This window comes from Candidatus Methanoperedens nitratireducens (assembly GCF_000685155.1).
Lineage (GTDB): Archaea > Halobacteriota > Methanosarcinia > Methanosarcinales > Methanoperedenaceae > Methanoperedens > Methanoperedens nitratireducens.
On the sequence record NZ_JMIY01000001.1, the window covers coordinates 437,445 to 451,810 of the forward strand.

Consider the following 14,366-nt stretch of genomic DNA (forward strand, 5'->3'; position numbering starts at 1 on the left):
ACCATGCTTTCAGCATCTGATACTGATCTTATCCAGCGCGACCCGGCCCTTCCAGGACTATCTACTCTGCTGGATAATGATGCTCTTGCTGATAGATTGCGCCCTTTCCTGCCTGATACAGGAACAGTACAGAGCACCTATGTTAGATACAAGCCAGGAACGAGTTGCCTTGTCGCCTATCGGCTCAAAGTAGCAGGAACGGAAATAGAGTTTTACGCCACAGCTTATCGGCCTGATGCCAGGGATAAGCTTCAAAAAGCCCGCAGATTGCCGTGTGTACCAGGACTTACCGGCCCGGGGCGCATCTTTCTGGACGACTGCGCCGTGGTTGTATCCATCTTTCCGAACGATAGTAGACTGAAAATACTCCCCTGCCTGACTGATACACAGGCCCGCAGGCGTCTGCTCTATAAGCTCTTCCCGCATTGTCCTGACCTGTGGGAAGGTACGGTAGAGACCTTAAGATACAAACCCGGGCGGAGGTATGTTGCCAGGCTGATGACCGGGGATGATGCCAGGGCTGTACTTAAGATCTACACGAGTAACGGTTACCAGGCGGCAAATAGCAATTCTAAAGCCTTCAGGTCAAGGTGGCCGCTCCGTATCGCACAGCGGGTAAGCAGGTCCAACCGTCATCACATCATGGCTTTTGAGTGGATTCATGGATATTTGATAAGCGATGCCATCTTCAATACCGATCAGGCATATGAGGGGGTTGTGACCACAGGCGCAGCACTTGCCGAACTGCATGCTCAGAATCCCGGAGGACTGGTGTGCCTTGAGCGCAGGACAGAAGCGGCTATCCTGCTTGAGGTGGCTGCATGGATCGGTTTTGTCTGTCCTCATCTTGCTGAGCAGGCCCGTGACCTGGCACAGCGGCTTGCCGCCCGCCTCATGCATGAGCCTCCTGTGAACCGCTCGATCCACGGGGACTTTTATGCCAAGCAGGTACTGATCCAGGATGATACTGCAGCCATTCTTGACCTGGATAAAGCAGTCCGTGGCGATCCTGCTGCAGATCTGGGTAATTTCATTGCTCATCTTGAACGCGATGCTCTTTGCGGTAACATCTCCGTACACCGGGTAGAGATGCTGAAGAAGGCGCTGCTCGAAGGCTATGGGGCTGCCACCTGCAAACCTGTCCCTGCCAGTGTCGAATTATATACTGCTGCTGGATTATTACATCTCGCACCTGAGCCATTCCGTATTCGTCAGCCTGACTGGCCGCAGAGAACTGAGACAATCCTGAAGCAAATCGAGGCAATAGTAAAATGATACCTGTGGTTGACCCGTTCAGCATTACTGAAGATCCGAAGATGCCCTTCCTGGCAAAAGCGATTAATCCCGCCGAGGCAAGGGATAAGCTTGAGCAATACCTTTTACATCCAGCATGTGGGAATCACAATGTATATCTTCATGCTATACGGGTGATACGGTACAAGCCCGCACGGCGCTGCATGATAGAATATGATCTTGAGATATGTAGCCCGCAGCCTGAAAAAGTTACGGTGATCGGCAAGGTACAGGCGCAGGGACCGCGGCGATCAACGTATTACGTTCTTAATTCACTCTATAACGCTGGTTTTGGACAGGACAGCCAGGACGGGATCTGTGTGCCTGAGACCGCTGGCATAATCCCAGAATTTAATATGCTGCTCCAGCGCAAGGTATCAGGCGATACCGCAACCCGGCTGCTGATAGAACCGGGTGGTACAGCATTATCAAGACGCATTGCCCGGGCAGCCCACAAGCTCCACAGGGCGGATATCCCTGTCAAGCGCCGACATACGATGGTGGATGAGCTTCGCATCCTTCATGAGCGCCTGTCCATCGTGGCCCGGATGATGCCTGACCGGGCAGAGCGCCTGGAGCGAATCCTTGATTCCTGCGATCAGATCGGTGCAGCAACACCGAAGCCTGAGCTGTGTGGAATCCACAGGGATTTTTACCCTGACCAGGTGATCGCAGACGGGTCGCATCTTTACCTTATCGATTTTGATCTGTACTGCGAAGGTGACCCCGGACTGGATATAGGCAATTTCCTGGGGCACCTGATAGAACTGAGCCTTCGCACCTTTAATGATCCCGATGCTCTGTCAGACCGCACAGAGGCGATGGAAGAAGAGTTCGTGGCGCTCTCAGGTGAGCATACACGGGCCTCGGTGCGGGCTTACAGTGTGCTCACACTGGTTCGGCACATATACCTGAGCACGCAGTTCCCGGAGCGGCGTAACTTTACTGAGCCCTTGCTGGAATTATGCGAGCAGCGCCTGGCACGGTGTATACCGAAACTGTAATTAAAAAACGTTGACAATCTTTAAATAATATAAATTCGGAATACTACGAACAGGAAAATATATGGACTTCGTAGAACGGGTAAGGGAAAACCTTGAAGGGAAATTGCATATAGAAGAAGGGAACTGCGGCACGACCCATAAGGTACTGAAAGAGATATCCAGATTAGGTGGTAAAGCAGTAACCTGGGAGCGGCCTGATGGGGTGGGCTCAAGGATACTTGATGATAAAGGGAACATTGCAGGTGAGGGCGAAGGCATAACATGGCCTCCTGCGATCCTGTTTGCAATGGTAGAGGGAGGTTTCTTCCCGAAGCATATAGAATCTGAACTTATAAAGTCGTTGCAGTGCATTATCGACATGGAGAAAGTTGCAGATATCTATGGCTATGGCAGGGTGGTCACACCTGTATCTTCTGCCTATAACGAAGTCTGGAAGAGCGGGGGCAGGGTGGCTATAAGACGAAACTCATGGGGGGTTGAAGTTGCTTTTATCGATAAAGATAGTAATGAGATAGCTGTTGGCCCGATCTCCTATTGCCCGACATGCGGAACAGCAGCAACTATTCCCAGGGCTATTGAGCTTGCTGCAAGGATAAAAGAGGAACTCAAAAACAAAAGGAACACTGGAAAAGAGAAATACGAGCGCGGGATGGAGAACTGGTTCTTCTATAAGAACGACAGGATATGCTGCGAGATAGTGGAGAACGGTAGCGTGATAGGAAGAGCGATGAGGTGCTGCATTGCTTATGCAGGAGTGGTTGCTGAAGCGCACGCCGGGATCGCAGGGCCAAAATGGGGCGCTCTATTTAAGGAATACTGCAAGATATGCCCTGTGAAACTGTGCAGAAAAGGGAAGAATACAGGAGAAGAAGCGAATAGACTTCTTGTTAATCTTGAGAAGAAGAACATGACGACAGATGTAAAGATGAATACATATATCACAGCAATGGTGAAAAAGGATGAGGAACTCATTGGCAAAGGCATAGGGACGGTGTGCGCGTTCTCGTCATTGCTATATGCTGCGGCTAAATGTATACAATTAAAATCCGAAATAGAGGTTGTAAGGGAGTGAGAACATATGCATGAGGTATCAATTGCAGGTGCTATAATAGATGCAGTGCTTGATGCGGCAAAGAAGAACAATGCAGAAAAGGTGAGCGAAGTTTTCATTGAGGTAGGAGAGCTTACTGCGCTCTACCCTGACCAGCTCAGGTTCATTTTTGAAACAATAACCGCCGGGACCGTGGCAGAAGGCGCGAAGTACGATATCAAGGTTATCAAGCCTATGATAAAGTGCAAGTGCTCATATAACGGACCCGTTGAGTCCTTTGAGAAACTTCATTTCTTTATGCCCACAATAAAGTGCCCGAAGTGCGGGGAAACTGATGTTGAGATCACTGCCGGAAGAGAATGCTGTGTTAAGAGAATAAAGATATCATGACCGATTCGATTAATCGATCTCGCCTTTTAGCAGCTCGTTCACCACATCCTGCGTCCTGAGAGTCCCTTCTGCTACCCGCTTGATCAGGGGATAGATATACCTGCAGTCCTCAATCCTGCTCCAGATCTCAGGGTCTATATCTCTTGTGATCTGGCCTATGATCCTGCTGCATCTATCACATATCCCCGTTTCGTTTGTTGTGGGGCTTCCACATACCTCGCAGTTCATATTATCCGTAATTCAATTATAGCTTGATAGATAAATAGATATCGCATGCTGCATTACATCATTCTATTAATCTCAGTTAGTTATAAGTAAGACTGGATATAACAGTAAACTGAGGAGTGGAGGTTAGATGAACGCAGAAGAGATTATTAAAACTATTACCGAGGAAATCGCCACTATGATTTCAACAAAGACAGTGATCGGAGAGCACATAACCATAGATGGCAGGATTATCATACCCGTTACCAGGGTCAGTTTCGGATTCGGAAGCGGCGGTGGTACAGGCAGGAATAAAGCAGGTGAAGAGGGGATAGGCAGCGGTGGGGCTGGAGGTGCCAGCATTCAGCCAATCGCCTTTCTTGTGATAACGCCAGAAGATGTACAATTGCTCAGTATCAAGGGAAAAGGTACGATCGCGCGTCTGGCAGAGATAATGCCAGAGATGATGGAGAAATACGAACAGGTTATGGAAAGACGCAAGAAAGAGGAATCGTACAGGACAGAGGAAGAGTAATTCAGTATAAATCAACCGACCTAAGACAATGAAAAATTAACCTGAAATGGTCTGGCTTATAGTTGCTGTAATAGTAATTATTGCAGTGCTGGCCTTGCTGCTATTTCCTGTGATGATCAGCATCAATTCAGTAAGGTCAGGAGGTAAAGTAGACGGAAGTCTGAGCATAAGCTGGCTGATGTTCATTGTTAGATATGCGTTAAGAGATAAACAGGTAGAAATTTTCGTTTTCAACCGAAGGGTAATTGTCAGGCAACATAAAGAGAAACCGCTCAGATTAGAAAAAACAGAAAAGATAGAAAAAATAGAGAAAATAGAGAAACCCGGAAGATCCAGGAGACCCAGGGGCATGCCGCCTATCAGATATATTTTCAATATTATCAGGCCGTTGCTGCGGCTCTTCAGAGACCTGGTCACTGCCTTCAGGTTAAGGTATCTTGATATTGATATCACCTATGGCCTGGATGACCCGGCATATACAGGCATTCTGACAGGATTCATGTATGCGGCCGTCACTCCATCACGGATAGGGCGTGACATTGTATTTACTGCGGATTTTACAAAACCGGTACTTGACTGGAACATGGGGGCAAAAGTCTCAATCACGCCAGTTCAGGTTGTACTGCCAGTAATAAGGTTTGTAACTAACAGGCAGGTTTTGAGACTGGGATGGAGGATGATCAGGGATTAAGTACTGATCAAGGTTAAAAGCCGTATTTGGTAATAATTTGGGTATAATCTTGGAAAATTGCTTTAAATATCTGATCCAATGATGATTCATGAGGAACCTCCAAACCTATCCTATCCATTAGATATAATCACTAATTTTTTTGGTTCCTCAAATATCCTATCACCCTCTTCTCTATAAATCTATAATAGCAATCAGGTATAATTACTATTTAAATTTGATACTTAGAATTCTGCTCGACTTTCATACCTCTTAATGCTGAAAAATAAATACATACTAAAATAAATATATCATGATGGAAGATCTACCAAAAGATAGAATAGAAGAACTTATCAGGCAGCGCAGGTGGACTGAGCTGAAAGAAAAACTGATAAAGATGCCTGCGCCGGAATTGGCTGACCTGTTGATGAGCCTGGATAAGCCGGCCCGCGTTCTACTTTTCCGTTTATTACCTCGCAGTGTATCTGCCATGGCTTTCTCTCACCTTGAGTCTAAGGATAAGGATATTCTTTTGAAGGACCTGACAGATCATGAAGCACGCCAGCTCCTTGATAATCTGAGCCCTGATGACAGAACTGATTTTTTTGAGGATATGCCAGGCCAGGTAATCCAGAGGTTGATCAACCTGTTGAGCCCCGATGAGCGCAGGAAAGCGTTGCAGCTTCTGGGCTACCCTGCTGAGAGCGTTGGCAGGCTGATGACGCCGGATTATGTGGCAGTACGCCCGGACTGGACTGTAAAACAGGCTCTTGACCACATAAGAACCAAGGGCAGGGATAGTGAGACTATAAATGTGATCTATGTAACTGATGCATCCTGGAAGCTTTTAGATGCTCTTGAACTGCGGAGATTTATTTTAGCAGATCCTGCAAATACCGTCCAGCAGATAATGGATTATTCTTTTATCAGTATCTCAGCCTTTGATGACCGCGAAGAGGCAGTTCATCTTATACAGCGGTATGATCTTGATGCCCTGCCTGTAGTGGATCCATATGGTGTTCTTCTCGGGATCGTCACTGTTGATGATGTCCTGGATGTAGCGCAGGAGGAGGCTACAGAGGACTTTCACAAGACTGCAGCAGTGGCACCGCTTAAGGTCAGTTACCGTGAGGTGGGTATGTGGATGCTCTACCGTAAAAGGATTGGGTGGCTGGTAGCACTGGTGATAGTTAATCTGGCATCATCAGGGGTGATTGCAGCTTATGAAGAAACACTTGCTGCTGCAATTGTCCTGGCATTTTTTATTCCGCTTCTGATCGATAGCGGTGGGAATACAGGTGCCCAGTCAGCAACCCTGATGATCCGTGCAATAGCCACAGGTGATGTTAAAATAGACCAGTGGTTAAAGGCGGTGAGTAAGGAGCTGGGTGTAGGTATCACCCTGGGTATTACTATGGGACTGGCCGGGTTCGTGATAGGGTTCTTACGGGGTGGACTTGAGATTGGAATAGTGGTTGGTCTCTCGATGCTGATCATAGTAATTTTTACCAACCTCATAGGTATAGCGCTTCCTTTCCTGCTGGTTCGTTTAAGATTGGATCCAGCCGTGGCGAGCAGTCCGTTGATCACATCTATATCCGATATTACAGGACTTATTATCTATTTCTCTACAGCAGCATGGATTCTGGGTATATTAAGGTAGCATGAGGACTCAGGGGGCGAAAGCTTTTATTACAGTACTGCATTAGTGAGAGGAATTATTATTTTCACGATGAAAGAGGATTAAAATATGAGATGGCAAGGCAGATCAAGACGTAAATACACAGGCGGAAGGATAATCTATTCAAGAGGCAAAAGAAGATTTGAATTAGGCGGTGAAGATACAAACACGATTATTGGTGAGACCAGCAGGAAAACTGTAAAAGCAACTGGTGGACAGGAGCATATAAAGCTCTTAAGAGTAAACACCGCAGTGGTCACAGACCCGGCAACAAATACCTCAAAGAAAGTCAGGATAGAAACGGCAGCAGGTAACCCGGCCAATATACACTATGTCAGGCGGAACATAATAACAAAGGGTGCTATTATCAAAACAGAGATTGGTAATGCCCGTGTGACCAACAGGCCAGGACAGGAAGGCAGTATAAACGCAGTACTTATACCAGGTACTGCCTGAACTGCGGCACACCTTTATAGTCACCCCACATTGAAGCCCTGCACCGACTTTTAAAGATGTGAAGATCGTCTCCGGGCTCCTGGTTGCTATCATGGCTCGGTTGTGCAGAGCCGGGAAGTGGTTGAAATATAGAAACAATGTAGATACCTCTCTAAAGATCACTCGTCTTTGTGCCCTCGGCCATAATCTCTACGAAACTATAAAACATGTACCGTTTATATCTTTCTTTCCCAGTAACCTCTCTTAAAATACCTAACCCCACAAATACTTTTATGAGGCTATTCGCTGCCACTTTAGATATCTCTAATCTCTCTGAGACTTCTTTAATACTAATCATAGGCTTATCGAAAAGTATGTCCAATAATTTTATAGCGGATACATTTGGTGCCTTTTTATAAAGTTTAGTTCTTAAATCTTCTTTTAGCTTAATAACCTCTCTAGCAGTATTTGCTGCTCCTTCTGAAGTCTCACTCACACCTTTAAGGAAAAACTTAATCCAACCTTCCCAATCCCCATCTAGGCGGACTTTCATTAATAAATCATAATATTCAGCCCTATTCTTCTTAAGATAATAACTCAAATACAAAAGAGGTTTAGATAGAATCTTTTTCCAAAATAGATAAAATGTTATTAGAAGTCTACCAATTCTTCCATTTCCATCCTGAAACGGATGGATCGTTTCAAATTGAGCATGGATTAATGCAATCTTAACTAAAGGTGGAATGCTATTACTATAAAAGAACTTTTCAAGTTCTTCCATTACAGGTATCACCATACTTGGGGGAGGTGGAACAAATGTTGCTTCATTTAAAGTAGCGCCCGGCGGTCCTATATAGTTTTGGCGCGACCGGAATTCACCTGGTCTCCTGTCAGCACCTCTTGTTTCTTCTAATAAAATTTTATGAATCTCTTGTATAAGCCTCAAACACATGGGTAATTCGCTAAGCCTTTCCATTCCATAATTTAAAGCTTTAATATAATTGACTACTTCTTTTATCTCATTTATATCTTCTTTAGGCTTGAGATTAGCTTCAAATTCTAGTACTCCTTCAAGAGAAACTTGAGTCCCTTCAATCTGAGAACTTAAAAGTGCTTCTTTTTTTACATACATTGCAATGAATAAATCCGGATTTGGTAGAACTGTTGTAATCCCATCTAATCTTGCGAGGTTCCTATCAGCTTTAGATAAAAGTGAGTGGAGTTCATCATCATATCTAATATCAGGATCAGGCGGTAAATTTTTCGGAATAAATGCCCTATAGCCTTCATATTGTAGTTCAAATATGCCTGCTCTACTCATGATACTTTGCTTTTAATTATCTCCGATTAATATATACTTTTCTAAGTTAAGTAAACTTATCTTAAAATCAGATATATCGCTCTAAGTTAAGTATGGGTTATCTTAGAATTAAATGAATAATTTTAGATCAGGTGAACTTAACTTAGATAAACTGCTATGAAAATTATCAAGATTAAGATTGCAGATATTGAGAAAAGGTTAGCATCAGCACAGGCATGAGTTTATCTCTTTTTGAAAATCTTGATCTATAAAAGATCGAAAATTATATTTAAAAAGCTCACTATTACCTGTAAACAGGCAGGATGTTTATGAGCTTTAAAAATACACTTATCCTATTTCTGATAACACTGGTCATATTCACGGCAGGCTGCATCTCCTCCATAATTGACAGCTCCTATACAATGCGTTTTTTTATTAATGGGACTAATGAACCCCTGGAAGGGGGTGTCTTTAATAATGATAACCTGCTGGGTTATACACAGGACGGGAGTTTTAATACGAGCCTTGATAAATTAAGGCCTGGACTTATCGCTCTAAACGGGACTTATGATAACCAGCCGTTTGAGTTCTACTTTGAATTCCCAAGAGAAAACCTGAATTATAGCGGTATAGATTTTTCAGTCAATATGGATGATATCAAGAAAGTTCTCTTTAACGCATCCCTCCTGGATATCCCTGAACTTGAACATACAATTTTTGATCTTATTAACGAGAAAAGAAGGGCATCAGGGACAAAGGTCCTTAAATGGAACGATAGAATAGCACCAATAGCCAAAAACTACAGCAGGACCCTCTCTATTGAGGGGTTCCACCATAAAGATCTTGAGGGAAAAGATGCAGGGGACAGGCTAAAAGAAAATAGAATATTTTACACAATCGTTGCAGAAAACCTGTATATGATAAGTGGTTTGAATGATACGGTTAATATCAGCGAGACCATGGTGAACGGGTGGATGAGCAGTCCCGGGCACAGATCCCCTATTGTGGATCGGGATGAACTGTTCAGTGATGGTGCTGTTGGAGTGTATTGCGAAAAGAAGACCTGTTATGCAACAATGGTTTTTGCAGGTATGGAGAATGAAAGAAACATACAACTTAAGCCCGGTTACCTTACATTTTTTTATCTATATGACCCCTCATATCTTTTTGATTTTGATGTGCCTGCATTCGTAGAAATAGATTCGACAGAATATATAAATATGTATTTCGTATCGGGCAGGGAACAGTATGAGAATTTTATTAATGGCAGGAACTTTCAGGCTATTTCAGAGAACAGACGGATAAGAAAGTTCAGCAGTACAGTTATAGCCAGCAAAGGAGAGGGCATTATAATAGAATCCGGAGGGAATAACGCAGAAATAAATATACGCTTAAGATATTCATAAACCAAAACTAAATATAACATAAGAACTCCAGCCATGCACAGGGCGTAAATTATATATATCACATTCGCATTTATACGAACTAATAGTGGGCAGAAAATAAACTTTTTTATACCACCATAATCCCCCTTCTGCCCACTATCCTCCTACTATTTTAGAAGCCCTGCGAAAACCCGAATAATTATCTACTATTCTCTAATACTTGCTATTATGCTGCAGGGTGCGCTATCTAATCCATCTATTAGTGACGGGTGGTCACTGTTCGCCTTATAACCTCAAAATTCGTAAGAACCGATAGGACTAAAAATGTTATCAGGATCTGATTGATAATGGCACCTATTGCCACTATAAACAACCTCATGTCCCGTCGAAGCGGTATTCCTCTTGATTCAGAACTCTCAAAAATTGCTTCATACCTGGCGTTGGTATAGCTAAAAACAAACACGCCTATTAGAGCAAAAAAACCCAGAGCCCATACTAATAAACCTTCATTATGAATCCAGTATCCATATGCCAGCCCGAATATGATCAACGAATCAGCATATCTATCCAGTATAGAATCAAGGAAAGCACCGTATCCCGATCCGATGAATCTAAGTCTTGCAATCTCTCCATCACAGCCATCTAGAATGGATGAGAACTGAACCAGTATGCCTCCTGCTAAAAGATACACCCATTCACCAAGTGCAAAAAACACCGATGAGAGAACAATTAATAGAAAAGCAATTATAGATACCATGTTCGGGGTAATATCAGTCTCCACAAGCTGGCGCGTTATATGTTTTGAGATTCGCCTGTTAAGTAAACGGGAGATCGCTCCATCAGTTGTCTTTGAGAGGCTATCAAGCAACCGCTGTTTTGCATATTTCAGGCTTTTCTCTGTATCTATATCTATCCAGAATCTTCCTGTTACATCTCTGATATCCAGTCTGTCTTTATATATCAGATACTGGATAGCATCAGTGAGCTGGTATTTTCCTTCCGAGACTGTCCTCCCAAGGGCAGTAAATATCTCAGGGGTACAGTAGAAAATGCCACAATCAACTGCATCATAGTTTTCAAGGTTTTTCCCTATATCTACTGGCACGCCATCTTTGATCTGAATCTTTGTGGCATCCTCAAGATCAAACACACTATTCAGATCTCTATCTATCAATACAGCAGTTTTATCATTATCATTTTTCTTTGATACAGGTTCGAGAATATCAGGATCAAAGAGATGATCGCCCATAAGAAGAAGGAAGTCCTCATTTTCCAGAATAGGCTTTGCTCTCAGGGCGGATACACCATTCCCTTTTTCCCACTCTGGATTTTCAATAAAGGTTAACTTGATACCAGTTTCTCTCTCCTTTAATTTTTCAATGATTTCACTGCTCCGATAGCCTGTAACAACTACCGCTTCAGCTATTCCCTTCTGCTTTAAGGAAAAAATAATTCTCTCAATAAGGGTTAAACCAAGCAGGGGAGTAAGGGGCTTTGGTTCAGACTGCTGTAGCCGACTTCCTCTCCCTGCTGCCAGTATCAATGCTCTCATTTGAGATCTCCTTATATTGATCTATAAAGGCTTCAACCATCGCTCTGGCAACGTCATCTCTATACTGTATCGGTGGATGTTTCATGGTATAGGCAGATATTTCTTTAAGCGGCCCGCCTATTCCCCGATCCAGTGCAAGCTTGCACACCCGTATGGCGTCGATTGCTGACCCGGCACTGTTAGGGGAGTCCTCAACCGAGAGCCGCAGTTCAAGGTTAATTGGAACATCTCCAAAGATCCGTGCCTCCATGTGCAAGAAACACAGTTTGTTATCATTTTGCCATGGAACATAATCACTGGGCCCGATATGTATATTCTCAGGTGCCAGCGGTACATCCAGAGCAGATTGAACAGCCTCTGTCTTGGATATTTTCTTGGATTTAAGTCTCTCTCGATGGAGCATATTCAAAAAATCAGTGTTACCGCCAGTGTTGAGTTGATATGTCTTAACCAGTTGAACACCTCTGTCCTTCATTAGATTGGCCAGTGCGCGGTGGACGATGGTAGCACCGAACTGGGATTTGATATCGTCGCCAACTACTGGTAGCTTCTTTTCCTCGAATTTTTTTGCCCAGTTCTTATCTGATGCAATAAACACAGGCATACAGTTAACAAATCCAGTACCTGCATCTATGGCTGCCTGTGCATAGAACCTTGTTGCTTCTTCAGAGCCTACTGGTAGATAATTCACCAGAATATCTGCCCCACAGCTCTTTAGCTCTTTTGCAACATTACATGGTTCATTATCAGCCGCAATGAAGGTTCTGTCCTCAGGGTAGTCCACCATGTGAGAGGATACCCCATCCAGAACATGCCCCATTTTTACTTCAACCCCAAATTCTGGCAGGTCTGGATAGAATAATTTTGTGCAGTTTGGTTTTGAAAATATGGCATCTCTTAGATCTTTTCCTACCTTCCTTTTATCGATATCAAAAGCAGCTACCACCTGAATATCATCCGGCCTGTATCCCCCTATACCATAGTGCATCAGGCCGATATAATCCTCATTATTGATATTAGAATAATATTCTATTCCCTGAATCAAAGAGCTACAGCAATTTCCTATGCCAACTATCGCTAGTTTAATTTTACCCACTCTGATCACCTCATCAAATGTACTGGCTTAAAATGAGCAGTATCATATATCTATAGGTTTCAGTTCTATAAATAACTTCTGTGTTTTTGGTTCGCCCAATAATGCTTTTATATGCGATTTATAGTAATAGCCTCTATCTGCGCTACTGTAAACCTAACTTTTATAAAGAATAAAATCAAAATTCATATATTGGAGTGAGGCTTTAACTAAACATAGATATGGTAAAGGTTTATTAAAATAATAAGCGGGGGTTTTATGGAAATAGTAAAGATTCCAAAGATGGAGAAAGAGGAATATGACCGATTAATCTCAGAACAACATATTTCCAGAATTGCCTTTAAAGGCGAGGAATATCCATATATTGCACCATTTTTATACGTTTTTGATGGGAATTTCATGTATTTTCTCTCAACAAAGTATGGTAGAAAGATTAAATATTTCAAGCAGAACCCGCATGTTTCGATAGAGATAGAAAGATACAGCCGGGATCTCTCGAATTATTCTTTTGTAGTCCTGACAGGGCGCCTTGTTGAAGTAAAAGACGCCACAGAGAAAAAAACTGTTCGGGAAAAGTTTGTTCGCCTGATCAAGGATAAAAATATCTCGAAAAACATTATGGTTGCTATCGGTCATTCACCTGATGACCCGATCGAGACCATTACAGGTGAAGATAATACCAACATCTGGAAGCTTGTGGATGTCAGAGAGATCATAGGCCTGAAGAGCAAGACCTGATAGTTCAGTCTGCTACAGATCCATGGCGTATTTTGAACCAATAGTGACATGAAAAAGGAATGTAATGCCACGATCAAGCAGGGCAATTGAAATACCTGCGTAGAGTGGAATTCCAAATAGCGATAGCAGAGCCGCAACGCCTGCCTCAACAAATCCCAGTCCCGATATGGATACAGGTATTAGTGATAAGGCAGCAGTAATCGGTAGCAGGAGAATAAGAAAAGCAAAAGGTGGTGAGTAGCCGATTGCACTGGCTATCAGGGTGATACGAAGAGCCTGGGTTGCCCATGAGAGGATGGTAAGGGAAAGGCATAAAACAAACAGTTTGATGGGATTATTAATTCTACCCATGCTTTCATCAAATGTAGTCAAAATTTTAAAATGGCTTACATGAAGAGAAATAAATATATTCCTTAAAAAATCGATCGTTTGTCTTCTTCTAATCCATAGGCTTATTGATCCAAAAAAGAACATCAGAAGGAGGATCGAGAACCATATATATATGTAGCTGAAGTCCATATTTATCATCCTATTAAAATAAAATAAAACATATCCCAGGCCAGATAGGAATAGTATTGTTGAGACATCCACATACTTATCAAACACAACCGAGGCAAAGCCAGAAGCTGTATCAATATACCGCCTTGCCAGATACGGCCTTGCAAACTCCCCCAGCCTGGAAGGGGTCAGGTCAGATAATAGTATTCCACCAGCCAGGATCCGATAGGCTGGATATAAAGGAATAGTTATTCCCATATTGGAGAGTATAATTCTCCATCGTATCGTTAAGATCAAAAAAGTGAATGAATATACCATCAGGCTTAGCATTATGAATATAGGATCTGTATGAGAGATGGCGTTGATTATAGCCCTGAAGTCAAAGGAGTATATTAAATATAAAAGAATGCCAAGACCGATACCGAATTTAATTAATCTTTTAACCATTTTGTTATACTTACTAACCTCTATGTTACGAAAACTATTTAAGCATAGGGCGCTAAAACTACCTCGTTCGTTATACGACGAACCAGATAAGCG

Annotated in this window: 15 protein-coding genes; 10 read left to right on the plus strand and 5 right to left on the minus strand. The window is 43.0% G+C overall.

The genetic code is table 11. From position 1 onward, the window contains the following. Window positions 1-3 precede the first annotated feature (3 nt). The 4 genes from ANME2D_RS02255 (at window position 4) to hypA (ending at window position 3,738) form a co-directional block, all read left to right on the plus strand. Complete coding sequence (locus tag ANME2D_RS02255; RefSeq protein ID WP_048088819.1) at window positions 4-1,275, plus strand: phosphotransferase family protein; 1,272 nt, start codon at window positions 4-6, stop codon at window positions 1,273-1,275. Further along, on the plus strand, window positions 1,272-2,297 hold the full coding sequence (locus ANME2D_RS02260) for a phosphotransferase family protein (RefSeq protein WP_048088821.1): 1,026 nt from the start codon (window positions 1,272-1,274) through the stop codon (window positions 2,295-2,297). Before ANME2D_RS02255 ends, ANME2D_RS02260 begins: the two co-directional genes overlap by 4 nt. Window positions 2,298-2,358: 61 nt before the next feature. After that, on the plus strand, window positions 2,359-3,369 hold the full coding sequence (locus ANME2D_RS02265; protein WP_048088823.1) for a hypothetical protein: 1,011 nt from the start codon (window positions 2,359-2,361) through the stop codon (window positions 3,367-3,369). A gap of 6 nt (window positions 3,370-3,375) precedes the next feature. After that, window positions 3,376-3,738: a hydrogenase maturation nickel metallochaperone HypA gene (gene hypA, locus ANME2D_RS02270; protein ID WP_048088825.1), complete on the plus strand. Its 363-nt coding sequence runs from the start codon at window positions 3,376-3,378 to the stop codon at window positions 3,736-3,738. A gap of 9 nt (window positions 3,739-3,747) precedes the next feature. On the opposite strand, the gene ANME2D_RS02275 is transcribed toward hypA, so the two are convergent. Then, window positions 3,748-3,966: a hypothetical protein gene (locus ANME2D_RS02275; RefSeq protein WP_048088827.1), complete on the minus strand. Its 219-nt coding sequence runs from the start codon at window positions 3,964-3,966 to the stop codon at window positions 3,748-3,750. A gap of 127 nt (window positions 3,967-4,093) precedes the next feature. Between ANME2D_RS02275 and ANME2D_RS02280 the strand changes: the two genes are divergently transcribed. The 4 genes from ANME2D_RS02280 (at window position 4,094) to ANME2D_RS02295 (ending at window position 7,281) form a co-directional block, all read left to right on the plus strand. Further along, entirely contained in the window at window positions 4,094-4,477 is a 384-nt protein-coding gene (locus ANME2D_RS02280; RefSeq protein ID WP_048088830.1) for a GerW family sporulation protein, read from the plus strand. A 46-nt stretch (window positions 4,478-4,523) separates the two neighbouring features. Beyond that, window positions 4,524-5,168: a DUF2953 domain-containing protein gene (locus tag ANME2D_RS02285; RefSeq protein WP_048088832.1), complete on the plus strand. Its 645-nt coding sequence runs from the start codon at window positions 4,524-4,526 to the stop codon at window positions 5,166-5,168. A 289-nt stretch (window positions 5,169-5,457) separates the two neighbouring features. After that, window positions 5,458-6,807, plus strand: coding sequence for a magnesium transporter (mgtE, locus tag ANME2D_RS02290; protein ID WP_198527332.1), 1,350 nt, complete (start codon window positions 5,458-5,460; stop codon window positions 6,805-6,807). An 87-nt stretch (window positions 6,808-6,894) separates the two neighbouring features. Further along, window positions 6,895-7,281: a 30S ribosomal protein S8e gene (locus ANME2D_RS02295; RefSeq protein ID WP_048088836.1), complete on the plus strand. Its 387-nt coding sequence runs from the start codon at window positions 6,895-6,897 to the stop codon at window positions 7,279-7,281. 151 nt (window positions 7,282-7,432) lie between these two features. On the opposite strand, the gene ANME2D_RS02300 is transcribed toward ANME2D_RS02295, so the two are convergent. Beyond that, window positions 7,433-8,581 (minus strand): Fic family protein, encoded by a 1,149-nt coding sequence (locus tag ANME2D_RS02300; RefSeq protein WP_048088838.1) that lies wholly within the window; start codon window positions 8,579-8,581, stop codon window positions 7,433-7,435. A gap of 308 nt (window positions 8,582-8,889) precedes the next feature. On the opposite strand from ANME2D_RS02300, the gene ANME2D_RS02305 reads away from it, so the two are divergent. After that, window positions 8,890-9,966, plus strand: a complete 1,077-nt coding sequence (locus ANME2D_RS02305; protein ID WP_048088841.1) for a CAP domain-containing protein — start codon at window positions 8,890-8,892, stop codon at window positions 9,964-9,966. Window positions 9,967-10,204: 238 nt separating this feature from the next. Here the strand turns inward: ANME2D_RS02305 and ANME2D_RS02310 are convergent, their stop codons facing one another. Both ANME2D_RS02310 and ANME2D_RS02315 read right to left on the minus strand, forming a co-directional pair. Continuing rightward, window positions 10,205-11,497: an NTP transferase domain-containing protein gene (locus ANME2D_RS02310; protein WP_048088842.1), complete on the minus strand. Its 1,293-nt coding sequence runs from the start codon at window positions 11,495-11,497 to the stop codon at window positions 10,205-10,207. Beyond that, a complete protein-coding gene (locus ANME2D_RS02315; RefSeq protein WP_048088845.1) occupies window positions 11,445-12,593 on the minus strand; it encodes an inositol-3-phosphate synthase in 1,149 nt (382 codons plus the stop codon). Before ANME2D_RS02315 ends, ANME2D_RS02310 begins: the two co-directional genes overlap by 53 nt. A gap of 255 nt (window positions 12,594-12,848) precedes the next feature. Between ANME2D_RS02315 and ANME2D_RS02320 the strand changes: the two genes are divergently transcribed. After that, entirely contained in the window at window positions 12,849-13,328 is a 480-nt protein-coding gene (locus ANME2D_RS02320; protein ID WP_048088847.1) for a pyridoxamine 5'-phosphate oxidase family protein, read from the plus strand. Between the two features lie 12 nt (window positions 13,329-13,340). Here ANME2D_RS02320 and ANME2D_RS02325 read toward each other — a convergent pair whose 3' ends face one another. Further along, the gene (locus tag ANME2D_RS02325; RefSeq protein WP_048088850.1) at window positions 13,341-14,273 is read right to left on the minus strand and encodes a lysylphosphatidylglycerol synthase transmembrane domain-containing protein; all 933 of its coding nucleotides are present in this window, start codon (window positions 14,271-14,273) and stop codon (window positions 13,341-13,343) included. Window positions 14,274-14,366: the final 93 nt, after the last annotated feature.